At 67.2% G+C, this 24,525-nt stretch carries 20 protein-coding genes; 3 read left to right on the plus strand and 17 right to left on the minus strand.

From position 1 onward, the window contains the following. Window positions 1–29: 29 nt before the first annotated feature. Both gltX and IEX50_RS12280 read left to right on the plus strand, forming a co-directional pair. Window positions 30–1,472, plus strand: a complete 1,443-nt coding sequence (gltX, locus tag IEX50_RS12275) for a glutamate--tRNA ligase (protein WP_157176476.1) — start codon at window positions 30–32, stop codon at window positions 1,470–1,472. Window positions 1,473–1,495: 23 nt separating this feature from the next. Beyond that, window positions 1,496–2,779, plus strand: coding sequence for a citrate synthase (locus tag IEX50_RS12280; protein WP_157176475.1), 1,284 nt, complete (start codon window positions 1,496–1,498; stop codon window positions 2,777–2,779). A 76-nt stretch (window positions 2,780–2,855) separates the two neighbouring features. Here IEX50_RS12280 and IEX50_RS12285 read toward each other — a convergent pair whose 3' ends face one another. The 4 genes from IEX50_RS12285 to IEX50_RS12300 form a co-directional block, all read right to left on the minus strand. Continuing rightward, window positions 2,856–4,184 (minus strand): sensor histidine kinase, encoded by a 1,329-nt coding sequence (locus tag IEX50_RS12285; protein WP_157176474.1) that lies wholly within the window; start codon window positions 4,182–4,184, stop codon window positions 2,856–2,858. Beyond that, on the minus strand, window positions 4,184–5,293 hold the full coding sequence (locus IEX50_RS12290) for a DUF2336 domain-containing protein (RefSeq protein WP_157176473.1): 1,110 nt from the start codon (window positions 5,291–5,293) through the stop codon (window positions 4,184–4,186). Before IEX50_RS12290 ends, IEX50_RS12285 begins: the two co-directional genes overlap by 1 nt. 32 nt (window positions 5,294–5,325) lie before the next feature. Further along, window positions 5,326–6,561, minus strand: a complete 1,236-nt coding sequence (locus IEX50_RS12295) for a glycosyltransferase family protein (RefSeq protein ID WP_157176472.1) — start codon at window positions 6,559–6,561, stop codon at window positions 5,326–5,328. Between the two features lie 113 nt (window positions 6,562–6,674). Further along, entirely contained in the window at window positions 6,675–6,962 is a 288-nt protein-coding gene (locus IEX50_RS12300; protein WP_157176471.1) for an Hpt domain-containing protein, read from the minus strand. A gap of 126 nt (window positions 6,963–7,088) precedes the next feature. Here IEX50_RS12300 and IEX50_RS12305 point away from each other — a divergent pair, with 126 nt between their 5' ends. Continuing rightward, on the plus strand, window positions 7,089–9,272 hold the full coding sequence (locus IEX50_RS12305) for a hypothetical protein (RefSeq protein ID WP_157176470.1): 2,184 nt from the start codon (window positions 7,089–7,091) through the stop codon (window positions 9,270–9,272). A gap of 3 nt (window positions 9,273–9,275) precedes the next feature. Here IEX50_RS12305 and IEX50_RS12310 read toward each other — a convergent pair whose 3' ends face one another. The 13 genes from IEX50_RS12310 to nuoF all read right to left on the minus strand — a co-directional run bounded on the left by IEX50_RS12310 (window position 9,276) and on the right by nuoF (window position 24,523). Next, complete coding sequence (locus IEX50_RS12310) at window positions 9,276–9,548, minus strand: DUF1467 family protein (RefSeq protein ID WP_157176469.1); 273 nt, start codon at window positions 9,546–9,548, stop codon at window positions 9,276–9,278. A gap of 429 nt (window positions 9,549–9,977) precedes the next feature. Continuing rightward, the gene (locus IEX50_RS12315; RefSeq protein ID WP_157176468.1) at window positions 9,978–11,618 is read right to left on the minus strand and encodes a ribonuclease J; all 1,641 of its coding nucleotides are present in this window, start codon (window positions 11,616–11,618) and stop codon (window positions 9,978–9,980) included. A gap of 77 nt (window positions 11,619–11,695) precedes the next feature. Next, window positions 11,696–12,475, minus strand: coding sequence for a type III pantothenate kinase (locus IEX50_RS12320; protein ID WP_157176467.1), 780 nt, complete (start codon window positions 12,473–12,475; stop codon window positions 11,696–11,698). Window positions 12,476–12,747: 272 nt separating this feature from the next. Continuing rightward, entirely contained in the window at window positions 12,748–13,455 is a 708-nt protein-coding gene (locus tag IEX50_RS12325) for a biotin--[acetyl-CoA-carboxylase] ligase (protein WP_260161133.1), read from the minus strand. Continuing rightward, window positions 13,452–14,903, minus strand: a complete 1,452-nt coding sequence (gene nuoN, locus IEX50_RS12330; RefSeq protein ID WP_157176466.1) for an NADH-quinone oxidoreductase subunit NuoN — start codon at window positions 14,901–14,903, stop codon at window positions 13,452–13,454. The genes IEX50_RS12325 and nuoN overlap by 4 nt, the downstream gene beginning before the upstream one ends. Then, window positions 14,903–16,453, minus strand: a complete 1,551-nt coding sequence (locus IEX50_RS12335; RefSeq protein ID WP_157176465.1) for an NADH-quinone oxidoreductase subunit M — start codon at window positions 16,451–16,453, stop codon at window positions 14,903–14,905. Before IEX50_RS12335 ends, nuoN begins: the two co-directional genes overlap by 1 nt. Window positions 16,454–16,538: 85 nt before the next feature. Then, the gene (nuoL, locus tag IEX50_RS12340; protein ID WP_157176464.1) at window positions 16,539–18,614 is read right to left on the minus strand and encodes an NADH-quinone oxidoreductase subunit L; all 2,076 of its coding nucleotides are present in this window, start codon (window positions 18,612–18,614) and stop codon (window positions 16,539–16,541) included. Between the two features lie 8 nt (window positions 18,615–18,622). Beyond that, window positions 18,623–18,928 carry an NADH-quinone oxidoreductase subunit NuoK gene (gene nuoK / locus IEX50_RS12345; protein WP_157176463.1) on the minus strand — a complete coding sequence of 102 codons (306 nt, stop codon included), beginning with the start codon at window positions 18,926–18,928 and terminating at the stop codon, window positions 18,623–18,625. Continuing rightward, a complete protein-coding gene (locus IEX50_RS12350) occupies window positions 18,925–19,539 on the minus strand; it encodes an NADH-quinone oxidoreductase subunit J (RefSeq protein WP_157176462.1) in 615 nt (204 codons plus the stop codon). Before IEX50_RS12350 ends, nuoK begins: the two co-directional genes overlap by 4 nt. An 81-nt stretch (window positions 19,540–19,620) precedes the next feature. Then, entirely contained in the window at window positions 19,621–20,106 is a 486-nt protein-coding gene (nuoI, locus tag IEX50_RS12355; RefSeq protein ID WP_157176461.1) for an NADH-quinone oxidoreductase subunit NuoI, read from the minus strand. Continuing rightward, on the minus strand, window positions 20,106–21,152 hold the full coding sequence (gene nuoH / locus IEX50_RS12360; RefSeq protein WP_184075260.1) for an NADH-quinone oxidoreductase subunit NuoH: 1,047 nt from the start codon (window positions 21,150–21,152) through the stop codon (window positions 20,106–20,108). The genes nuoI and nuoH overlap by 1 nt, the downstream gene beginning before the upstream one ends. Before the next feature lie 52 nt (window positions 21,153–21,204). Continuing rightward, on the minus strand, window positions 21,205–23,220 hold the full coding sequence (gene nuoG / locus IEX50_RS12365; RefSeq protein ID WP_157176460.1) for an NADH-quinone oxidoreductase subunit NuoG: 2,016 nt from the start codon (window positions 23,218–23,220) through the stop codon (window positions 21,205–21,207). 4 nt (window positions 23,221–23,224) lie between these two features. Then, window positions 23,225–24,523 carry an NADH-quinone oxidoreductase subunit NuoF gene (nuoF, locus tag IEX50_RS12370; protein ID WP_157176459.1) on the minus strand — a complete coding sequence of 433 codons (1,299 nt, stop codon included), beginning with the start codon at window positions 24,521–24,523 and terminating at the stop codon, window positions 23,225–23,227. Between the last annotated feature and the right edge of the window lie 2 nt (window positions 24,524–24,525).

The raw sequence follows: 24,525 nt of genomic DNA on the forward strand, positions 1-24,525 counted from the left end.
GCCATGCGCCGATCTTGGAGAAAGCGCGCATGGACGCAAGTGCCGATACTGCCTCGAACACCGAAGTCGTCACGCGGTTCGCCCCGTCGCCGACCGGGTTCCTCCATATCGGCGGCGCGCGCACGGCCCTGTTCAACTGGCTGCTCGCCCGCCGCGCCGGGGGCCGCTTCCTGGTCCGGATCGAGGATACCGACCGCGCGCGCTCGACGCAGCCGGCGATCGACGCGATCCTCGACGGTATGCGCTGGCTCGGGCTCGACTGGGACGGCGAACCGGTGTTCCAGTTCCAGCGCGCCGCCCGCCATGCCGAAGTCGCACAGGCGATGCTCGACAGCGGCCACGCCTATAAATGCTTCGCCACCGCCGAGGAGCTGGAGGCGATGCGCGCCGACCAGCGCGCCCGCAAGCAGCCGCTGCGCTACGATGGCCGCTGGCGCGATCGCGATCCGGCTGAGGCGCCCGCCGGCGCGCCGTTCGTCGTCCGCCTGCGCGCTGAAACCACCGGCGCCACCACGATCCACGACCAGGTCCAGGGCGACGTCACCGTCCAGAATGCCGAGCTGGACGACATGGTCCTGCTCCGCTCGGACGGCACGCCGACCTACATGCTCGCCGTCGTCGTCGACGATCACGACATGGGCGTGACGCACGTCGTGCGCGGCGACGACCATCTGAACAACGCATTCCGCCAGCTCGGCATCGTCCGCGCGATGGGCTGGGCCGAACCGGTCTACGCGCATATCCCGCTGATCCACGGCCCGGACGGCGCGAAACTGTCCAAGCGGCACGGCGCGCTCGGCGTCGAGGCCTACCGCGACGAACTCGGCATCTTGCCCGAGGCGCTCGACAACTACCTGCTCCGGCTCGGCTGGGGCCACGGCGATACCGACATCATCGATCGGACTGCGGCGACCGCGCTGTTCGACCTGGCCGACGTCGGCCGCTCGCCCTCGCGCACCGACGCGAAGAAGCTCGAGAACCTCAACGGCCATTATATCCGCGAAGCGGACGATGCGCGCCTGACCGATCTCGTGGCCCCGCGCGTCGCGGCGCTGATCGACCGCCCGCTCACGCCCGACGACCACGCGCTCCTGCTCCGCGCCATGCCGGAATTGAAGCCCCGGGCGCGGGATTTGAACGATCTGGCCGATGGCGCATTGTTTCTGTACCGCACGCGCCCACTTCCGCTGGATGACAAGGCCGCAGGGCTGCTCCAGGGCGATGCGCCGGTCCTGCTCGCGACGATCGCGGGCGAACTGGCCGGTGTGGAGACATGGGACGTCGCCGGTGTGGAGGCGGCATTGCGTGTCGTCGCCGAACGGGCGGGACTTGGTCTCGGCAAGGTCGCGCAGCCGCTTCGTGCGGCGCTGACCGGCCGGACGACCTCGCCCGGTATCTTCGACGTAGTGGCGCTGTTGGGCCGCGACGAAACTCTGGCCCGCATCGGCGATCGCACCGCGACCGCTGCATGAGATTGAACAGGAGGAAATAGCTTATGGCTGACACCGCGAAATTTGAACTGGGTGCCAAGGGTTTCGAATATCCCGTCCTGACCGGCTCGACCGGCCCCGACGTCGTCGATATCCGCAGGCTGTATGCGCAGACCGGCGCATTCACCTACGATCCCGGCTTCACCTCCACCGCCAGCTGCGAATCGAAGATCACCTATATTGACGGTGACGCCGGCATCCTGCTGCACCGCGGCTACCCGATCGATCAGCTCGCCGAACAGTCCACCTTCATGGAGGTGGCGTACCTGCTGCTAAACGGCGAACTGCCCGACGGCACGACGCTGGAGGAGTTCAAGACCACCATCACGCGCCACACGATGGTGAACGAGCAGCTCGCGACCTTCTTCCGCGGGTTCCGTCGCGATGCCCATCCGATGGCCATCCTGTGCGGCGTCGTGGGTGCGCTCAGCGCCTTCTACCACGACTCGACCGACATCATGGACCCGCAGCAGCGCATGATCGCCAGCCACCGGCTGATCGCGAAGATGCCGACGATCGCCGCGATGGCGTATAAATATTCGGTGGGGCAGCCCTTCGTCTATCCGCGCAACGACCTGAGCTACACCGCCAACTTCCTGCGCATGACCTTCTCGGTCCCGGCCGAGGAATATGAGGTCGATCCGGTCGTCGAAGCGGCGATGGACAAGATCTTCATCCTGCACGCCGATCACGAACAGAATGCGTCGACCTCGACCGTCCGGCTCGCCGGTTCGTCGGGCGCCAACCCGTTCGCGTGCATCGCGGCCGGCATCGCCTGCCTCTGGGGCCCGGCGCATGGCGGCGCGAACGAGGCGGCACTCAACATGCTGCGCGAAATCGGCACGCCCGACCGCATTCCGGAATATATCGCCCGCGCCAAGAACAAGGACGATCCGTTCCGCCTGATGGGCTTCGGCCACCGCGTGTACAAGAATTTCGATCCGCGCGCGAAGGTGCTGTCCAAGGCCGCGGGCGAGGTTCTGGAGAAGCTCGGCCGCAACGATCCGGTGCTCGACACGGCACGCGAACTGGAGCGGATCGCGCTCGAGGATCCGTACTTCATTGACAAGAAGCTTTACCCGAACGTCGATTTCTACTCGGGCGTGATCCTGTCGGCGATCGGTTTCCCGACGACGATGTTCACCGTGCTGTTCGCGCTTGCCCGCACCACCGGCTGGGTCGCGCAGTGGAACGAGATGATCGCCGATCCGGAGCAGAAGATCGGCCGCCCGCGCCAGCTCTACACGGGTGCCACGCAGCGCGACTACACCCCCGTCGCCAGCCGCTAAGTCGATGCATTAACCCCTCTCCCGGTCGCGGGAGAGGGAGGGAGGGAGAGGGGACCGCACGAACAGTGCGCGCCTCTCACTCCGCCGGCAAAACCAGCATGAACCGCGCCCCACCCCCGGCGCTCGAATCCAGCAGGATATCCCCGCCCATCGCGCGCGCCAGTCGCCGCGAGATGTAGAGCCCCAGCCCGGTCCCGCCCGGCTCACTCGGATCGACCCGCTCGAATTTCTCGAACACCCGGTCCTGGTCCTGCGCCGCGATGCCTTTGCCCTGGTCCGCCACCACGATCCGCGCGGCCGCACCATCCTGCTCGCCGCGGATCCAGATCGTCCCCCCCGGCGGGGAATAGCGCACCGCATTGCCGATCAGGTTGACCATGATCTGCAACCCGCGCCCGAACTCGCCGCGTGCCGGCAAACGCTCCTCCAGCGCCGGCGCATCGATCCGTACATTCGTCCGCGCCGCGCGTACCGCGAGCAGCCCCGCCGCCCGCCGCGCGATATCGGCAAGGTCGATCGACTCGCTCCGCGCGCGAAAATCACTCCGCTCGATCGCCTGCAGGTCGACGAGGTCGTCGACCAGGTCGAGCAGATGCCGTCCGGCATTGGCGATATCGCCGGCATATTCGATATAGTCCGGCCGCACCGCATCGTCGGCCGACCGGATCGCATCCGCCTGCGTGATGATCCGGTCGATCGGCGCACGCAGCGCCGCGCCCAGCCGAACCCCGAACCCGCTGTCGCCCGCGTCCGGTGCGACGTCACCGACTGCCGCCTCGTCCTCGGCGACATACCCGGCAACCCCCTCGAACCCGGCAAACCCGCCATCGTCATTCGTCAAAGGCCACCCCGACAGGCGCAGCATCCGCTCCGGCTCCCCCACCGGATGCGCCGCCTGCCCGCCGAACGCGGTCCCCGCCGCCATCGCCTCGATCATCGGCACCGTCCTGTCCGGGCCGGGCCGCAGCACGAACGTTCGTGCCAGCGGCTGCCCGATCGCTCCGTCGCGCGGCGGGTCGAGCCGCGTCAGCCGCAGATGCGCGTCCACCGCCCAGCGCCACTCCGCCGCCCCGCGCCGAAAATCGCGCTCGCGGTCGCCGGCCGGTGCGGCGAACGGTTGCCGCGACAGCGTCTCGGTCCAGCCCACGATGGCCAGCGCCACGCCGTCGCCCTGCGGCGATGCGCGCACCCACAGGTCCAGGTCGCGATCCCCGTCCGCCGTGCTCACCCCACGCGACACGGCGACGCCCAGCCGCCGCACCAGCCGCGCCAGCCCGGCCAGCTGCGGGACGACGAGCATCCCGCCCGTCGTCCCCCCGGCCCGCACGTTCAGCGTCGCCAGCGGCGTATCTGCGGACACCAGCCGCCCGTCTCGATCGACCAGCCCATGGATCGGCGTCCGCATCACCGCGCCGCCGCCTCCAGCGCGGCGGCATAGGCCGGGTCGAGCCGGTACAGGTCGATCGCATCCTGCGCCGCGCCGACCGACAGCGCGTCATACGCCGCCATCCGATCGCCGATCGCATCGAACGAGGCCGCCCCGTCCGGCCAGCGCAGGATCAGCGCCGCCGCCGCCGCCCGGTCGATCCCCGCCGCACGCAACAGCACCAGCAGCCGCGCGCCGTCCGGGTCCAGCACCATGTCCCACGCCGCATCCATCCCGATGCCGGCCCGCAACGCCAGCCCCGCAACCGCCGCCGCGACATGCCCCTCCACCGCGAACGCGACCGTCCCGGCATCGTCCGCCAGTCCGGTCCGCAACATTGCGCGTGCCAGCCCGATCGCGACCGTATCATGATCCGGCATCTCGGCCACTGTCGCCAGCAAACCGCCCGCAACCGCCGCCACCGCCCGGTCGATCGCCGCCGCCGCCGGCACATGCTGCCGCGCGATCCAGCGCCGAACCGCCGCCGCGACCCGCCAGATCAGCCGCGCGCGCACCGCCGCCGGCAGATCCTCCAGCGGCAGGACCGGCTCGTCGAATCGTGCCTGCCGCCCCGCCTCACGCTCGATCATCACCCGCGCCGCCGCCGCCACCGTGCGGTCGTCATGCCGCGCCAGACCGGCCAGCAACGGTCGCTGGACCAGCTCCAGGTCCTGCGTCATCGCGGTGCGCGCCTGCACGACCAGCCGATGCTCATCCACCCGCCGCGCCAGCACTGCGACCAGCGCATGATCCACCCGCCTGTCACCTTCCCCATCCAGCATCGGCTGCGCGACCGGCACAGTCATATTGCCCAGCATCATCAGCACGTCCGCCGGCACATCCGCCGGCAACCGCGGCAGCAGGTCACGCCGCAGCCGCCCGTCGATCGTCCGGATCAGGTCCGACAGCACCGCGCGGATCCGCGTCCGCCGCGCCTCGTCGGTCCGCACGCCGTCATCACCGAACAGGTCGCGCGCCAACCCCTCCAACCGCACGCGCCCCGCCCGCGTTGCCCGCGCAGCCCCCGCCACGACCGCCACGGCGGTGCCGTCCGATCCAGCGCCGGAAGATGATTCGGACGAAGCCATGCCCCGCCTTAGCCCGTCATCGTTAATTCGGTTTAAATCGGGGCGTTTACGTCGGGCGTGTTGTCCTGCGCCCCGGCCACGAACAGCGTCTGCATCCGCGCAAAGGACAGCAGCGCATAGGCAAGCGCCGCCGCCACCGCCGACTTCCAGCCGAACGCGATGGCCACCGGCGCCATGGCGCAGGCCAACCCGTCCGGATCGGCCACCCAGGCCGGACCACTCTCGCCCGACAACGCCGCCAGCCCCTGCCGTGCCGACGCGCCCGCCACCATCGCCGCAACCGCCATCACCGCCGTCAGCAGCCAAAGGTCAGCGCCCAGCGACCAGCCGAGCACGACCAGCCCCGCCGCCAGCATCGCGGTTCGCGCCCGTTCGATCCGGTCGCCATGCCGGATCGTCGCCAGCCGCAACCTGGCGAGCCGCGCCGCGATCGCCGCCACCGGCCCGGACAGCAGCACCAGCCCGAACCCGGTCGCCAACCAACCGGCCAGCATCACCACGACGCCCAGCCCCGCGGCACCCGCGCCGGCCGCCGCGACCGGCAACGGATCGACCGCCTTCCGTGCCAGCCAGCCCGCGACCGGCCCGTCCACCACCGAAAACACCCAGCGCCGCGGCCAGCGATCCGCCGACACGCGCGATCCGCGCAACAGGTGCCGGTCCAGCCCGTCGAGCGCCTGCGGCCGGATCGCGATGCGCGGCCGTCCGTCCGCGGCGGGCGCGCACTCGACCCGGCTCGCGCCCGCCTGCACCGCGCGGCGCAACAACGTCGACTGCGCGTCCCAGTCGCCCAGCATCGCCGCGGTCGACCGGACCGCCGCCCCGTCGAGCAGCCCCAGCCCCGCCCAGCGGCTCTGCCCGTCGATCCGCTCATATTCCGCGGTGTCGGCCTGATCCGGCACCGTCATCAAGACGGGCGGCGGCAAACGGGTCAGCGCCCCGAACATCGCCGGGTCCGCGACACAGCCATCGGCGATCAGCAGCAGTCGTTCGTCGGGGTGGAACCGGTCCGCCGCGTCACCGATCGTGCGCGCAACCTCGATCGACACGCCGTCGCGCCGCAACCGATCAAGCGCCGCGGTCAGCGCCGCCGGCATCCGTTCCACCAGCAGCACCAGATGCGTCGCGCCCGCGCCCACCGCCTGGCGCGCCTGATGCTCCACCACCGTCCGGCCGAGCAGCGGCAACGTCGCGCGCAGCCCGTCGCCGCCCGTCCCTGCCTCGCCGGTCGTCGTTTCGATCGCGATGATGAGCGCAGCCAGCGCCAAGCCGTCGTCCTTCCCGGGTCACGGGATCGTCCCCCGCCTTGCCCGTGCGATAGGCGGATCGGCCACAGCTTGCCAACCCGGCATGATGCCGGTCGTTGGCTAACCCGAAAGGATCAGTCGATTGCGGCGCGCACCGCGTCCACCGCATCCTCGTCGCCGGGCGCGGCCCGCCCGGCGGCATCGGCGGCAATCATCAGCTCGATCGCGCCGAAACTCGCGGCCAGCCCCTTCAGCCGCCACGCGGCCTGCTCCCACTCGGCCGGCCCCGCCGCTTTCGCCAGTGCCGCGATCATCGTCGCCGCACTGTCGAAGAACGCCGCCTGCAACTCACCGGCCAACGCCGGATCGTCACCGACCGCGGCGGACAGGGCGGCTTCCATAGCTCCGGGATCATAGACCATGTGGTCACGGGTAGCGGCAGGCGGGTTAAGCAACCGTTACCGCCGCCTTCCCCCCGTAACGAAATCTGATAGACCGGCCGGATGGGTATGGGGGCAAGATGGGGTGCGCCCCACGATGACGACATCGTGGCGGACGAAACGGAGACCGAAACGGCTGTAATAGCCGAGGCGGTCGAACCCCCGACGATGTTTGCCGACCCCTGGATTGAACCGGACCCCGACGACGCGCTCGACGCTGGCCCGCGTCCCTGGCTCGCATTTCTCCCGATCGCGCTGGCCGGCGCCTGGCTGCTCTACCTTGTTCTGACGACATCCGGCGTCCTGCCGCCGCTCCCCGCCGCGACCGCCATGCTGCTCCTGACGGCACTCGCCCCCGTCGCGGTCGCGCTGCTGCTCTACATCGTGATCGCCCGCGGCGGTTATGGCGAAGCGCGCCGGTTCCGGACCCTGGCCGCCCGCACACGCCAAGCCACCGCGGAACACGAAGCCGCACTCGCTCGTATGGCCGACCGCATCGCAGACCAGAACCGCCTGCTTGCCGAACAGGCGCACCAGCTGCTGACGTTGGGCGAAGACGCCGCCGCCCGGATCGCTGCGATCCGCACCGGTTTTGCCGAGGACGGCGCCGCCTTTACCGCACAAGGCGCGTCTCTCGCACGCGCCACCGACGCCGCACGCGTCGACATGGGCGTCATGATGGCGGACCTCCCCCGCATCGACGCGCAGCTCAGCGGCCTGTCCGATCGCCTGCGCGACACCGGCCTATCCGCGCATGACCAGGCAAACACGCTCGACAGGCGCCTCGCCGCGATCGCGGATCATGCCCGCGATGCCGACCACGTCGCCGGCACCGCGGCCCGGCATCTTGCCGATGTGCTCGCGCGGATCGAGAGCGTGGCGAACGTCGCCGCCCAGCGGATCGACGCCAGCGGCACGCTGATGGCGGACACCGCGGACCGCACGCTCGACCGCGCCGCGTCGGTCCTGGACGAACTCCGCACCGCACTGGCCGCCGAACAGACGACGCTGACCGCGATCGTCATCGAATCGCACACCCTGATCGGCGGGGCCGGGGCTGAGGCACTCGCCGCCGCGCGCGATCAGGTCGATCTGCTCGAAACTCGTCTGACCGGCTTCGGCACGCAGGTCGCCCGCGAAGGTGCCGCGGTCGCCGCACTCGCCACCGCCCTCACAGAAGATCTCGACCGCGCCGGCAACCGTTTCGAGCAACTCAGCCAGGACGGTGGTTCAGCCACCCTCGCCATCGTCGAACGCCTCGATCAGGCTCGCGCTCACGCCGATGCCGCCACCACCGCGATCGACGCGGGCGGCACCGCGATCGACCGGCTGATCCAGCGTGCCGACCGTCTGACCCGCGCGATGGAGCTCGTCGGCACCGCGCTCCACGGCGCGGACCTTGCCTCCACCCGCATCGTCACGCGCGTCGACAAGAGCCTCCCCGCGCTCTCCGGTTTCGCGGATATCGCCGGCCACGCCGGGGACGCACTCGACCGATCGGGCGAGGCGATCGACCGCAACCGCGCCGCGCTCGACGATCTTAGCGCCGCACTCGCCCGCACCGACGCCGATACCCAGGCGCTGGCCGACGCCGCGACCCCCGCCCTGATCGATTCGCTCGCCCGCGTCCGTACTGCGGCGGGGGAAGCCGCCGACCATGTCCGCGCCGCCTTCGCCGCGATCGGCCCGGAGGCCAGCGCCGATCTCGCCGCCGCCACGACCACGATCATCGACACAACGGTCGCCGCCGCCGCCGACAAGCAACTCGAATCGCTCACCGCCGCCGCTGCCCGCGCGACCGAAGCAGCGTCCGCTGCCTCCGACCATCTCGTCCGGCAACTCGCTACGATCGCCGACACCGCCGCCGCGGTCGAGGCGCGCATCGCCGCCGCCCGCCAGGAAACCGAGGAGGCCGACCACACCGACTTCGCCCCGCGCGTCGCGCTGCTGATCGAGGCGCTGAACTCCACCGCGATCGACGTCACGCGCATCCTGTCGACCGACGTCGCCGACGATGCCTGGGCGTCCTACCTCCGCGGCGACCGCGGCGTGTTCACCCGCCGCGCCGTCCGGCTGCTCGACCATGGCGACGCGAAGGTCGTCGCCAGTCATTATGGCGACGACCCGGCATTCCACGATCTCGTCAACCGCTACGTCCATGATTTCGAGGCGATGCTGCGTCGGGTCCTCGCCAGCCGGGACGGGACCCCAATGGGCGTCACCCTGCTGTCGTCCGACATGGGCAAGCTCTACGTGGCACTCGCGCAGGCAATCGAAAGGCTGCGCGCCTGACACTCAGTGCTTGCGGTACCGCGTGAAGAAATCCAGATCGTCCGTCCCGATCCAGCCCTGCACATAATTGGCGTAATACAGCCCGAACAGCACGGCGGACACGATCGTCGTCCACAGGCACGTCCGCCCGAACGCGAACCGCGGCGGCGCACTCTCCGCCTGCCCCGCCACCAGCGGATCCGGCTCGCTCCCCGTCCGCAATCGAAACGGCAGCACGAAGAAGAAACTTAGCGACCAGAACAGCGAATAGATCGCCAGGATCGACGTGAAACGCATGCAGCAACCCCGACCCAGAACGCCATCGGCGCGAGAGGATCGCTTTGCGCCGAGGTCGCCGCCGCCGTCAAACGTTGCGATGGTAGGATTTAGAGCGGGGGTCGTCCTACGGTTTGGATGACGCGTACGCGAGCAGCAGCGGGACCACCCCCCTCCCGTTCGGTTCGAGCCTGTCGAGAACCCGCATCGCAAGGACGAGTCTCCGCCGCAAAAGACAATCCCAACCCTATTCGGTTAGAGCTTGTCGAGGAGTCTGCCAGCCCGATGTGCCCGTCACAGCTCGAGAGTCCCAAACGCCGTTTGGTTCGAGCCTGTCGAGAACCCCGCACGAGTTCTCGACAGGCTCGAACCAAACGGGTGGGCAGGGTGATTCTAGATGTCTCGCTCTCAAGAGAAGCGCAGCACCCTCAAGCGCCACGCCCCACCCCATCAGACCCGAATGACCGAAACATCCACCACGGGCTTCTTCCCCGTCCAGTCCGACGCCGCACGCCGTACCGACAACCGGATCTTCTCGTTCAACCGCGCCGCATCGCGCTGCCCGTTGCGCGCCGCTTCCTGCACCGCACCGCGCATCTCGACGATGAAGTCGTCGCGGTCTTCCTCCACCGGCATGCCCTGGATGGTCACACCCGGCTCGCCGACGATCGCGCCCTGCTTGTTCATCGCGATCGCGATCGTGATGATGCCGTTCTGCGCAATCCGGCGACGCTCGTTCAGCGCCGCGCCGTCCGCCGGCAGGATCACGTCGCCGTCCAGGATCAGGCGACCGACCTTCTCATGCCCGACCAGCGCCGGTCCGTTCGGCGCAAGCCGCAGCATTGTGCCATTCGTCTGTACCACCGCCTTGGCGATCCCGTTGTCGACCGCGAAGCGCGCATGTTCGGCCAGATGGCGCATCTCTCCGTGCACCGGCACCATGATCTCCGGCCGGATCCACTCGTACATCTGGCGCAGCTCCGGCCGACCCGGATGGCCCGACACGTGGACGAACGCCTCGCGATCGGTGACCAGGTGGACACCCTTCTGCGCCAGCCGGTTCTGGATGCGGCCGACCGCCACTTCGTTGCCCGGAATCTGCCGCGACGAGAAGATGACCGTGTCACCCTGCGACAGCTTGATCTGGTGACTGTTGCTCGCCACCCGCGCCAGCGCGGCACGATCCTCGCCCTGGCCACCCGTGGCGATGATCAGCAATTCCTTCGGCGGCACGCGCATCGCCGAATCGAAATCGAGCGTCTCGGGGAAGCCCTTCATGTACCCGGTCGCCCGCGCGACCTTCAGGATGCGGTCGAGCGAACGCCCGGCGACGCAGACCTGACGCCCGGTCGCCACCGCGACCTCGCCCAGCGTCTGCACGCGCGCCGCATTCGATGCGAAGCTCGTGACCATCACGCGGCCCTTGGCCTTGCCGACGGCCTCCATCAGGCCCTCGCGCACGTCCGCCTCGGACCCCGACGCCTGTTCGTTGAACACGTTGGTCGAATCGCAGACGAGCGCGGTGATGCCTTTGTCGCCGATCGAGCGGATCAGGTCCGGGTTCGCCGGCTGCCCGACAAGCGGGCGCGGATCGAGCTTCCAGTCGCCGCTGTGGAACACGTTGCCGAACTTGGTCTGGATGAACAGGCCGTTCGCTTCGGGGATCGAGTGGGCCAGCGGCACGAACTGCACGCCGAACGGCCCGAGCTGCATCGATCCGCCGACCGGGATGACATGCAGCGCGACCTTGCGCGACAGGCCTTCCTCCTCCAGCTTCCCGCGGATCAGCCCGGCGGTGAACGGCGTGGCATAGATCGGTACGCCCAGGTCCGCGGCCAGATACGGGATCGCCCCGATATGGTCCTCATGCCCGTGCGTGATGACCAGCCCGACAAGATCCTTCGCGCGCTTCTCGATGAAATCGAGGTCGGGCAGGATCACGTCGATGCCGGGGAACTGCGGATCGGCGAAGGTCAGGCCGAGGTCGACCATCAGCCATTTACCCTGCGACCCGTACAGGTTCACGTTCATGCCGATCTCGCCCGACCCACCGAGGGCCAGGAACAACAACTCATTACCGGGTTTCGTCACGCGTCTTTTCTCTCTCTTCAATATGCGCGTTCTAGGCCGCCGTTCCCGTCACGGAACTGCGGCATCGGGAACGGCGGTCAGTCGCGGCGCAGCCGCTCGTACATCAGGCCTAGGCCTTGGATCGTCAGGTCGGGTTCGATCGCATCGAACACCGATGTATGTGTGTCGAACAAAGTGGCAAGGCCGCCGGTTGCGATCACCTTGACCGGTCGCCCGATCTCGGTCCGCATGCGGGCGACCAGCCCTTCGATCATCGCGATATAGCCCCAGTAGATGCCGATCAGCATCTGGTCCTCGGTATTGCGACCGATCAGGCTGTCCGTCGCCGGCGCGGCGATCGCGATCCGCGGCAACCGCGCCGCCGCCGCGACCAGCGCATCGAGCGACAGGTTGATCCCCGGCGCGATGATCCCACCCTTGTACGCCCCGGCATAGTCCACGACGTCCAGCGTCGTCGCCGTGCCGAAATCGATCACGATGGCGTCACCCGGATGCAGCGCATGCGCCGCGATCGTGTTCACCGCCCGGTCGCCACCCACCGTCCGCGGCTCGTCCACATCGAGCGCAATACCCCAATCGACGGGAGCCCGCCCGGCGACCAGCGCCGTCGTCCCAAAATATTTCTGCGCCAGCACTTCCAGGTTATGCAGCGCACGCGGCACGACCGTACACAGGATCACCGCCTCCACGTCGGCGCGGCTGTGCCCCTCCATGGTCAGTAGCTGGTGCAGCCACACCGCATATTCGTCCGCGGTCCGCCGCGGGTCGGTCGCGATGCGCCAGCGCGTGACGATCCGCCGCCCATCGAGTAGCGCGAACACGACATTGGTATTCCCGGCATCGATCGCAAGCAGCATGACCCCCACCTTAGCCTATCTCGCGCGTCAGGTGTACCGCTTTGATAGGCCGGGGGTGATGGCTGGATTACGCGCACGAACCCGCGGTATCGCGGCCCCCGTGCGACACATCAAGCGCAGCGACCAGCGCCGGGACAATCCGATCGGGCCCGTTTCCAACCTTTGCAGCCGTCCACCGCCGCCGCCGCAACGTTACGGATCAAAGTTCGCCGGGGGAGCCTCGCCTCGAGAACCTTGACGGCAGTCCTCCAAGCCAATGTTCCCACAGTCGTTCAAAGCAGCGACACATCGCCCGCGTGCACCGCTCGGACACCCTCGGCGGTCCGCAGCAGCAGGCTTCCGTCCGACGCGAGCCCATCGAACAGCCCATCGAGATAGCCGTCCCCGGACCGAACCCGGACACCCGTACCGACCGGATGGGCGTGCGCCAGCCAACGCTGCCGGATCGGCGGCAATCCCGCCGACCGCCACGTCGCGATCCAGCCCGCCAACATTTCCGCGAGAATCTCCAGGAACGCACCCGGCTCCGGAGCCCCCCCCACGAGTTCCCTGACCGACGTCGTCAGCCGGTCCGGCACGATCGGCGCATGCGATAGATTGGCCCCGAACCCCATCACGACCGCGTCGCCCTGTCGCTCCAGCAGAATCCCCGACAGCTTGGCCTCACCAGCCATCAGGTCGTTCGGCCATTTTATCCGTACCACGAGCTCCGGCACAGCGACGGTCAGCGCTTCATGCAACGCCACCGCTCCGACCAGCGCAAGGGTGGGCGCGGGCGGATCACCCGGTCGCAACCGGACCAACGTCGATGCGGACAAATTCCCGGTGTCGGACGCCCAGGCCCGACCCTGTCGTCCGCGGCCGCTGGTCTGGCGCTCGGCCCGTATCCAAAGACCTTCCGCGGCGCCCCCCCGAGCACGCGCCATCATGTCGTCGTTCGTCGATCCGGTCTCGGCGACCGTCTCGATCCGGAAGCTCAGAACAGCGCTTTCGCCGCGTTGAGCGAGATCAGACCTAGCGGCCCGATCATCAGGTAACCAAACGGCGACACGACGACCGCCGCGAGAGCGATCAGCCCGCCCTCGACTTTGCTCCCCGAGGGGGCAAACGCCTCGGCCGGCTCGTCGAAGTACATCGTCTTGATGATCCGCAGATAATAATAGGCGCCAATCACCGACGTCGCGATGCCGATCATCGCCAGCGGCCACAGCCCAATGTCGACGACCGCGTCGAATACCAGGAACTTCGGCCAGAAGCCGAACAACGGTGGGATCCCGGCAAGCGAGAACATGAACATCGCCATCGCCGCCGCCAGCGCCGGCTGCGTCCGCGACAGGCCCGACAGGCTGGCGATCGTCTCGATCGGTTCGCCACGCGCATCGCGCATCTGCAGCACGACCAGGAACGACCCCAGCGTCATCGCGATATAAACGGCAAGATAGGTCAGCACCGCCGACACACCCAGCGCGGTCCCGGGCACCAGCCCGAACAACGCGAACCCGACATTGTTGATCGACGAATAAGCGAGCAGCCGCTTGATGTTCGTCTGCCCGATCGCCGCGACACCACCGAGGATCGTCGACGCCAACGCGCAGAAGATCACGATCTGGCGCCACTCTTCGGTCGCCGGGCCCATCGCCTCGACGGCGACGCGCAGCAGCAACGCCATCGCCGCAACCTTGGGCGCGGACGCGAAGAACGTCGTCACCGGCGTCGGCGCGCCCTCGTAGACGTCAGGCGTCCACATGTGGAACGGCACGGCGGCGATCTTGAACGCCAGCCCGGCGAACACGAACACCAGCCCGAACAGACGGCCCAACCGGACGGGCTCTTCTGCGGGCGTACCGAACACCGCAGCGATGCCGCCGAAGTCCGTCGTCCCGGTGAAACCGTAGACCAGCGAGATCCCGTAGAGCAGGATGCCCGACGCCAGCGCGCCAAGCACGAAATACTTTAGGCCCGCCTCCGCCGAGCGCGTATCGCGCCGCATGAACGAAGCGAGCACGTAGGCGGCGAGGCTCTGCAGCTCCAGCCCGACATACAGTGTCAGCAGGTCACCCGCCGACACCATCATGCCCATGCCGACCGCGGACAGCAGGATCAGCACCGGATATTCCGCGCGCATCGAACCGGTATCGGCAAAGAAGCGCGGCGCCACGATGATAGAGACGGCCGAGGCGATGTAGATCAGCAGCTTGGCAAACGCACCGAACGCGTCGGCATGATACAGCCCGCCGAACCCGGTGCCGCCATAGCCCGCAGGCCCGAGCAACAGAAACGCCGCACCGGTCAGCAGCGCGACCGCGACGACGCTGATCGTGCGGGTGGCGGCATCACCACCCCAGGCACACCACATCAACAGCGCGATGGACCCCACCGACAGCAGCAGTTCCGGCGCGGTCAGCGCGATTGAGGACAAGGTCGACATCAGTGCGCTCCGCCATGTTCGGCTGCGTGGGCGGGGACGACGGCACGTCCGGCGGTGGGCTGTGCGTCGCTGATCGGACGGGTCGGATCGAGCCGGGCGAGCACGAAGCCAACGTCCTTGGACATCGGCTGCATGAAGCTCTGCGGATAAACACCCATCCACAGCACGACGGCCGCGATCGGCACGAGCAGCGCATACTCGCGCTTGCTCAGGTCCAGCATCGCCGCGACGTCCGGCTTGTCGAGCTTACCGTACACGACCCGACGATAGAGATAGAGCATATACGCCGCGCCCAGGATGATCCCGGTGACCGCGACGAAGCCCGCAATGCTGCTCGTCTGGTAGACGCCCATCATTGCCAGGAATTCACCGACGAACCCGGACGTACCCGGGAGGCCGACCGACGCCATGGTGAACAGCAGGAACAGCAGCGCATAGCCCGGCATGTTCTGCGCGACGCCGCCGTAGCGGTCGATCTCGCGGGTATGCAGCCTGTCATAGACCACGCCGACGCACAGGAACAACGCACCCGACACCAGACCATGGCTCAACATGACCATCAGGCTGCCTTCCAACCCCTGACGGTTGAACGCGAACAGCCCGAACGTCACGAACGCCATGTGCGCGACTGACGAATAGGCGATCAGCTTCTTCATGTCGTTCTGCACCAGCGCCACGAGCGAGGTGTAGACAATCGCCACCATGCTCAGCCCCAGCACCAGCCAGACGAGCTGCGCGGACGCCTCCGGGAACATCGGCAGCGAATAGCGGATGAAGCCGTAGCCACCCATCTTCAGCAGCACGCCCGCCAAGATGACCGACCCGGCGGTCGGCGCCTGCACATGTGCGTCCGGCAACCAAGTGTGGACCGGCCACATCGGCATCTTGACAGCGAACGACGCGAAGAACGCCAGGAACAGCCAGGTCTGCGCACCCGCCGGGAAGTCGTACGCCATCAACGCCGGCACCGATGTCGTCCCCGCCTCGCGTGCCATCCACAGCATCGCAACGAGCATCAGCACGGAGCCGAGCAGCGTGTAGAGGAAGAACTTGTAGCTCGCGTAGATCCGCTCGGCACCGCCCCAGATGCCGATGATCAGGTACATCGGGATCAGCCCGGCTTCGAAGAAAATGTAGAACAGGAACAGATCCTGCGATGCGAACACGCCGATCATTAGCGTCTCCATCAGCAGGAACGCCGCCATATATTCCGGCACGCGCTTGGTGATCGCGACCCAGCTCGCCCCGATGCAGATCGGCATCAGGAACACCGAAAGCATGATCAGCATCAGCGCGATGCCGTCGATCCCCATCGCCCAGGCGAACCGCCCGAACACCGGCGCATATTCCTGGAACTGCCACTGCGCGCCGCCGATATCGAACGACGTCCAGAGCACCACGCCCAGCGCGAAATCGATCAGCGTCGCGGCCAGCGCGAGCCAGCGTGCGGTCGCCGCCTTCTGCTCGGGCGCACCCGGCATCAGCAGGCAGAGGACCGCCGCCACCGCAGGCACCGCGATCATGATCGATAGGATGGGAAAACCGAGCACGTTCACTTCACCCCCGCCGTGGCCCGGGCCATGCCCGAAGCGCGCGTCGCCATTTCCGTATCGACGCGGACGGCCCGCACCGACATCACCGCGTCATCGCCCAGGTCGCCGCGGCCGCAAGACCGAGCAGCATGACGAGCGCATAGGTGTAGAGGTAACCCGACTGCAGCCGCCGGGTCAGCACGCCGCCACCGACGATCAGCTGCGCGATCCCGTTGGGGCCGAACCGGTCGATCGTCCCCTGGTCGCCGCGCCGCCACAACATCCGCCCCAGCGCGAACGTGGGCCGCACGAACAGAAAGGCGTAGAGCTCGTCGAAATACCACTTGTTGAGCAGGAAGGCGTAGAGCCCGCCGAACGTCCCCGCGACCTTCGCCGGAATGCTCGTGTTGATCACATAGGCCCACAGCGCGAGCAGGAAGCCGATCGCCATCGCAACGGTCGCTGACAGCTTCACCCACTCCGGCACACCGTGCATCGCGTGCATCAGATGCTCGTTGAAAGCGAGGCTGCCCTTCCAGAACCCGGCACCACGCTCCGCGCCGATGAACGGCTCATGGAACACGAAGCCGGCAAACACCGCACCCAGCGTCAGCACGCCGAGCGGCACTAACATCGGCCACGGGCTCTCATGCGGGTGATAGCCGGCGGTCCCGGTCGCGACCTCATGAGCGCCCGCGTCATGCGCGCGCGGCGCATGGCCCGCATCTTCATCTGCCGCCGGGTCGCCGTGGGCATGGTCGTCATGATGGCCATGCGCGTCGTGGACCGCGTGCTGAATATGCTCCGACCCGGCCCAGCGTGGCTTGCCGAAGAACGTCAGGAACATCAGCCGCCACGAATAGAAGCTCGTCAGCAGCGCCGCGACGACGCCAACCCCGAACGCGACCTGGCCCGCATCGGTACCCGCGGCGTAGGTTGCCTCGATGATTGCATCCTTCGAATAGAAGCCCGCGAAACCGAACACCTCGGCGATACCAACACCGGTGATCGCCAGCGTGCCCGCCATCATCGCCCAGAACGTCACCGGGATCGATTTCCGGAGACCGCCATAGAAACGCATGTCCTGCTCGTGATGCATCGCATGGATCACCGAACCGGCGCCCAGGAACAGCAAAGCCTTGAAGAAGGCGTGTGTAAACAGGTGGAACATCGCCGCGCCATAGGCCCCGACGCCGGCCGCAAAGAACATGTAGCCCAGCTGCGAGCAGGTCGAATAGGCGATGACGCGCTTGATGTCGGTCTGGACCAGCCCAACCGTCGCGGCGAACAGCGCCGTCGCGGCACCAACGTAGGTCACCACGGTCAGCGCGGGCGGCGAGACTTCAAACATCGGCGAAAGGCGGCACACCATGAACACGCCGGCGGTCACCATCGTGGCCGCGTGGATCAGCGCGGAGACCGGCGTCGGCCCCTCCATCGCGTCGGGCAGCCAAGTGTGCAGCCCGAGCTGCGCCGACTTGCCCATCGCCCCGACGAACAGCAGCAGGCAGAGCACGGTCATCGTATCGAACCGGCCGCCCATAAATCCGATCGTCGATCCGGCCATACCCGGCGCAGCGGCCAGGATCGCCGGGATCGACACGGTCCCGAACACCAGGAACGTCCCGAAGATACCAAGCGAGAAGCCGAAATCGCCGACGCGGTTGACAACGAATGCCTTGATCGCCGCCGCGTTCGCACTGGGCTTCTTGTACCAGAAGCCGATCAGCAGATAGGACGCCAGCCCGACGCCCTCCCAGCCGAAGAACATCTGGATCAGATTGTCCGACGTCACCAGCATCAGCATCGCGAAGGTAAAGAGCGACAGATAGGCGAAGAACCGCGGCTGATCCGGGTCCTCCGACATATAGCCCCAGCTATACAAATGGACGAGCGCGGACACCGACGTGATCACGACCAGCATGACCGCTGTCAGCGCATCGACGCGCAACGACCAGTCGACGACGAGGTCGCCCGACCGGATGAACGGCAGCACGGTCTCGACATGCGCGATCGCACTGCCGTTCAGGAAGCCGAGAAAGATCGGCCAGCTGAGCGCGCAGGCGGCGAACAGCCCCGCGGTGGTGATCAGTTTCGACGGCACGGCGCCGATCATCCGCTGGCCCAGGCCCGCGACGATGGCTGCCAGCAGCGGCAGGAAGACGATGACGGCAATCACGGCTCGAACTACCCCTTCATCCGGTTGACGTCGTCAACCAGGATCGTGCCGCGCCCGCGGAAATAGATGACCAGGATCGCCAGACCGATCGCCGCCTCGCCGGCGGCCACGGTCAGCACGAACATCGCGAACACCTGCCCCACCAGATCGCCGAGATAGGCGGAGAAGGCGACGAGGTTGATGTTCACGCTCAGCAGGATCAGCTCGATCGCCATCAGGATGATGATGATGTTCTTGCGGTTCAGGAAGATGCCGAACACCCCCATCGCGAACAGGATGGCGGAAACCACCAGGAAATGCTGGATCCCGATCACAGCGTCACTCCCTCACCCGATGGCTGATCGACCACGTTGCGGACCGCGTCCTGCGGCCGGCGCTGGTTCTGGCGGCGAATGTTCTGGGCACGAACACCGCCGCGCGTCCGGTGGGTCAACACGATCGCACCGATCATCGCGACCAGCAGCACCAGCCCAGCCGCCTCGAAGATATAAAGATAGCGCGTGTAGAGCAGCGTCCCGAGCGCCTGGATGTTGCTCATGCCCTCGGGTGTCGGCGACGTCGCCGCACCCAGCCCGATGCCGCCCGCGCTCCAGGCGCCGACCGCAAAGATGATCTCGGCCGCCAGCACGACAACGAGCAGCACGCCGAACGGCAGATACCGCCCGAACCCGGCCCGCATCTCGGAAAAGTCGATGTCGAGCATCATGACCACGAACAGGAACAGCACCGCGACCGCGCCGACATAGACGATGACGAGCAGCATCGCGATGAACTCCGCCCCGACCAGCACCATCAGGCCGGCGGCGTTGAAGAACGCCAGGATCAGCCACAGCACCGAATGGACCGGGTTGCGCGCGAGGATGGTCAGCGCGCCGGACGCGATGACCAGCGTGGCGAACAGGTAGAAGGCGATCGTCTGGATCAAAGCGAAACGGTCCTCAAACCGGTGGTCGTCGGGCCTGCGCCGCCTTCCGTGACGGAAGGCAACGCGGGAGTCGGGCGGGCCTTAGCGGTAGGGGGCGTCGGCGGCAAGGTTGGCAGCGACCGCTCGTTCCCAACGATCGCCATTCGCGAGCAGCTTGGCCTTGTCGTAGATCAGCTCTTCGCGCGTTTCGGTCGAATATTCGAAGTTCGGACCTTCCACGACCGCGTCGACCGGGCAGGCTTCCTGGCATAGCCCACAGAAGATGCACTTGGTCATGTCGATATCGTAACGTGTCGTGCGGCGGCTGCCGTCGTCACGCGGTTCGGCCTCGATCGTGATCGCCTGCGCCGGACATACCGCCTCGCACAGCTTGCACGCGATGCAGCGTTCCTCGCCGTTCGGATAGCGCCGCAGAACATGCTCGCCGCGGAACCGCGGGCTCAGCGGGTTCTTCTCGTACGGGTAGTTGATCGTTGCCTTCGGCTTGAAGAAATACTTCAGCGTCAGCGTGTGCGCCTTCAGGAATTCCCAGAGCGTGAATGACTTTACGAGATACGCGATACCCATCAGCTATACCTTGTCAGCATGAGGTATCCCGACACCAGGAACACCCAGAACAGCGAGATCGGCAGGAAGATCTTCCAGCCCAGCCGCATCAGCTGGTCGTAGCGATAGCGCGGAACCGTCGCCTTCACCCAGCTGAAAATGAAGAAGAACACCAGGATCTTGGCGAACAGCCAGATGATCCCCGGCACCATGTACAGCGGCGCCCAGTCCACCGGCGGCAGCCAGCCACCCCAGAACAGCACGGCGTTCAGCGCGCACATCAGCAGCACGTTGCCATATTCGCCGAGCCAGAACAGCGCGAAGCTCATCGACGAATATTCGGTCTGGTACCCGGCGACGAGCTCGCTCTCCGCCTCGGTCAGATCGAACGGCGCGCGCGCCGTCTCCGCCATCGATGAGATCAGGAACATCACCGCCATCGGGAACAGCAGCGGGTTCAGCCCGAACGCGCTGACGACACCGAAGATGTTGCCGCGCTGCGCATCGATGATGCCGCCCATGTTGAACGTGCCGGCCCACAGCACGACCGAGATCAGGATGAACCCGATCGACACTTCGTAGCTGACCATCTGCGCGGCCGCACGCAGCGCCGAGTAGAATGGGTATTTCGAGTTGGACGCCCAGCCCGCCATGATGATGCCGTACACCCCGAGCGATGACGCCGCGAGGATGTAGAGCAGCCCGACATTGATGTCGGCCAGCACCATGTTCGGCCCGAACGGGATCACCGCCCAAGCGACCAGCGCCACCGTGAAGGTCAGGATCGGCGCGATCAGGAACAGCCCGCGGTTCGCGGACGACGGGATGATCGTTTCCTTGAGGAACACCTTCAACCCGTCGGCGAACGACTGCAGCAGCCCGAACGGCCCCACCACGTTCGGCCCGCGGCGGAGCGCCATCGCCGCCCAGATCTTGCGATCGGCATAGATGATCATCGCGACGGACAGCATCAGCGGCAACGCGATCAGCAGGATGCCCACGATCGTCGCGGTGAACCAGCCGGCGTTGTAGCCCATACCGAGCGTATCGGCGAAGAAACCGGTCATGCCGCAAGGCCCCCGTGGCGGCGCGACATCGCGCGCGAGTTAACGAGACAGTTCATTCCGCGGCCTCGGCGTAATCGTGACCGTGGATGATCTCATCCGAGCAACGCTGCATCGTCGGGCTTGCCCGGCAGATCGCGTTGGTCAGGTAGAAGTCCGCGATCGGCAACCCGAACTCGCCCGAGACCGGTACCGTCGGCAGGGTCGGCACACCCCAGGCGAACGGCGCGAGCCCCTGTACCCCGAGTGCCGGCACTTCCGCCGTCATCGCTGCACGCAACGCCGCGAGCGTGTCGAACGGCAGCTTGTGCCCAATCGTCTCGGACAGCGCCCGGAAGATGCTCCAGTCGTCGCGCGCATCGCCCGGCGGGAACACCGCCCGCTCGCCGCGCTGCACGCGCCCTTCAAGGTTGACCCAGGTCCCGGCCTTCTCGGCATAGGCCGCACCCGGCAGCACGATGTCCGCCGCCGCTGCACCGCGATCGCCGTGATGCCCAACATAGACCTTCGTGCTGCCCGCGAACCGCGCGAAGTCGACCTCGTCCGCACCGAGCAGGAACAGCAGCTTCGGAGCCTTCTCCGCAACCGCCGCGATCCCGCCGTCCTGCGCATAACCGAGCATCAGCCCCGCCATCCGCGATGCCGCCATGTGCAGCACGTTGTAGCCGTTCCAGCCATCCTTGATCAGGCCCAGCGTTTCGACCAGCCCAAGCGTCGCCGCCTGCAACCCGTCGATCTTCAGCGCGCCGCCACCGACAATCACCGCCGGACGCTCCGCACCCCCGAACAGGTCGGTCACCGCCTGCGGCAGATCGCCCAGCAGACCGGCATCGTTGCCGAGCCACGTCACCGGGTAGGTCAGGTCGACCGGATCGCCGATCGCGAACACCCGCGCGCCGCGCTTCACCGCTTTGCGGATCCGCGTGTTGACCAGCGGCGCTTCCCAGCGCGGGTTCGTGCCGATCAGCAGAATCGCGTCCGCCGTCTCGATCCCGGCAATCGTACTGTTGAAATTCACCGCCGCGACATGCGACGTGTCGTAGGCCAGCCCGGTCTGACGCCCCTCGAGCATGTCCGACCCAAGCGAGCGCAGCAGTGCCTTCGCCGCATACATCGTCTCGGCATCGACCAGATCGCCTGCGATGGCCGCGATCGACGATCCGGCCGCATCCGCCGCCGTCTTGACCGCCGCAAACGCATCGGCCCAGCTCGCCTTCACCAGCTTGCCGTCACGCCGCACATAGGGGCTGTCGAGCCGCCGCCGCACGAGGCCATCGACCGCGTGCCGCGTCTTGTCCGACGCCCACTCCTCGTTCACGTCCTCGTTCACCCGCGGCAGTGCGCGCAGCACCTGCCGACCGCGGCTGTCGAGCCGGATGTTAGTGCCGACCGCATCCATCACGTCGATCGCGTGGGTCTTTTTCAGCTCCCACGGCCGTGCTTCGAACGCATAGGGCTTCGACGTCAGCGCGCCGACCGGGCACAGGTCGACCACGTTGCCGGACAGCTCGCTCGTCGCGGCATGTTCCAGATAGGTCGTGATCTGCATGTTCTCGCCGCGGCCGATGGCGCCGATCTCCTCGACGCCCGCCACTTCCTGCGCGAATCGGACACAGCGCGTGCACTGGATGCAGCGCGTCATGACCGTCTTGACGATCGGCCCCATATATTTCTCGGTGACCGCGCGCTTATTCTCGTCGTAGCGGCTGTGCCCGCGGCCATAGGCCAGCGACTGGTCCTGCAGGTCGCACTCGCCACCCTGGTCGCAGATCGGGCAATCGAGCGGGTGGTTGATGAGCAGGAACTCCATCACCCCCTCGCGTGCCTTCTTCACCTTCTCGCTGGTGGTGAAGACCTCCATCTTGTCCGCCGCCGGCAGCGCGCACGACGCCTGCGGCTTGGGCGGCCCGGGCTTCACCTCGACCAGACACATCCGGCAATTGCCGGCGATGCTCAGCCGCTCATGATAGCAGAAACGCGGGATCTCCTTCCCCGCGGCTTCGCAGGCCTGGAGCACGGTGGCACCGGCCGGCACCTCCACTTCGATCCCGTCGACGGTCAGAATAGGCATGTCTTTACTCCGCCGCGACCGCGTAAGGCGCGGGACCGTTCTTCTCGATGATCCGGCGCTCGATCTCGGGGCGGAAATGCTTGATCAGCCCCTGGATCGGCCACGCCGCGGCATCACCCAGCGCACAGATCGTGTGGCCTTCGATCTGCCGGGTTACTTCCTCCAGCATGTCGATCTCGCCGATCTCGGCATTGCCTTCGCGCAGCCGCTCCATCACGCGCCACATCCAGCCGGTGCCTTCGCGGCACGGCGTGCACTGCCCGCAGGACTCATGCTTGTAGAAGTAGCTGATCCGGCTGATCGCGCGGACGATATCGGTCGACTTGTCCATCACGATGATCGCCGCGGTGCCAAGCCCCGAACCGACGTCGCGGAGGCCGTCGAAGTCCATCGGCGCATCGATGATCTGCGCGGCCGGCACCAGCGGCACCGACGATCCGCCCGGGATCACCGCGAGCAGATTGTCCCACCCGCCGCGGATCCCACCGGCATGCGTCTCGATCAGTTCGCGGAACGATACGCCCATCGCGTCCTCGACCACACACGGCCGGTTCACATGGCCGCTGATCTGGAACAGCTTGGTGCCCTGGTTCTTGTCGCGCCCGATGCCCGCGAACCATTCCGGCCCGCGCCGCAGGATCGTCGGCGCCACGGCGATCGACTCGACATTGTTGACCGTCGTCGGGCAGCCATAGAGGCCCACACCTGCCGGGAACGGAGGCTTCAGCCGCGGCTGGCCCTTCTTCCCCTCGATGCTTTCCAGCATCGCGGTCTCTTCGCCGCAGATATAGGCGCCCGCCCCGCGGTGTACGAACACGTCGAAGTCGTAGCCCGACCCGCACGCATTCTTGCCGATGAACCCGCGCGCATAAGCCTGCGCCACTGCCGCGAACAGCGTCTCGGCCTCGCGAATATACTCGCCGCGAATGTAGATATACGCCGCCCGCGCCCGCATCGCGAAGCCCGCGACCAGCGCGCCCTCGATCAGCTTGTGCGGATCATGACGCAGGATCTCGCGGTCCTTGCAGGAACCCGGCTCGGACTCGTCGGCGTTGATGACCAGGAAGCTCGGTTTCCCGTTCTTCGATTCCTTGGGCATGAACGACCATTTCATGCCGGTCGGGAAACCGGCACCACCGCGCCCGCGCAGACCCGAGGCCTTGATCGCGTCGATGATCCCGTCCTGCCCGCGCGCCATCAGACCCTTGGTGTCGTCCCAGTCGCCGCGTTTGATCGCGGCGTCGACGCCCCAGTCCTGCTGTCCGTACAGGTTGGTGAAGATGCGGTCCTTGTCGTCAAGCACGG

Source organism: Sphingomonas prati (genome assembly GCF_014643515.1).
Classification (GTDB): Bacteria; Pseudomonadota; Alphaproteobacteria; order Sphingomonadales; family Sphingomonadaceae; genus Sphingomonas_R; species Sphingomonas_R prati.

What these genes read in the sequence shown, in the direction of transcription:
- IEX50_RS12285 (WP_157176474.1), bottom strand. Translation starts at nt 4,184, where the DNA reads ATGCGGACGCCGATCCATGGGCTGGTCGATCGAGACGGGCGGCTGGTG.
- IEX50_RS12300 (WP_157176471.1), bottom strand. Translation starts at nt 6,962, where the DNA reads ATGGTCTATGATCCCGGAGCTATGGAAGCCGCCCTGTCCGCCGCGGTC.
- nuoI (WP_157176461.1), bottom strand. Translation starts at nt 20,106, where the DNA reads ATGGGTATCGCGTATCTCGTAAAGTCATTCACGCTCTGGGAATTCCTG.
- IEX50_RS12320 (WP_157176467.1), bottom strand. Translation starts at nt 12,475, where the DNA reads ATGCTGCTTGCGATCGATGCCGGGAATACCAATGTCGTGTTCGCGCTA.
- gltX (WP_157176476.1), top strand. Translation starts at nt 30, where the DNA reads ATGGACGCAAGTGCCGATACTGCCTCGAACACCGAAGTCGTCACGCGG.
- IEX50_RS12290 (WP_157176473.1), bottom strand. Translation starts at nt 5,293, where the DNA reads ATGGCTTCGTCCGAATCATCTTCCGGCGCTGGATCGGACGGCACCGCC.
- nuoG (WP_157176460.1), bottom strand. Translation starts at nt 23,220, where the DNA reads ATGCCTATTCTGACCGTCGACGGGATCGAAGTGGAGGTGCCGGCCGGT.
- IEX50_RS12280 (WP_157176475.1), top strand. Translation starts at nt 1,496, where the DNA reads ATGGCTGACACCGCGAAATTTGAACTGGGTGCCAAGGGTTTCGAATAT.
- nuoH (WP_184075260.1), bottom strand. Translation starts at nt 21,152, where the DNA reads ATGACCGGTTTCTTCGCCGATACGCTCGGTATGGGCTACAACGCCGGC.
- nuoN (WP_157176466.1), bottom strand. Translation starts at nt 14,903, where the DNA reads ATGTCGACCTTGTCCTCAATCGCGCTGACCGCGCCGGAACTGCTGCTG.
- IEX50_RS12310 (WP_157176469.1), bottom strand. Translation starts at nt 9,548, where the DNA reads ATGCGTTTCACGTCGATCCTGGCGATCTATTCGCTGTTCTGGTCGCTA.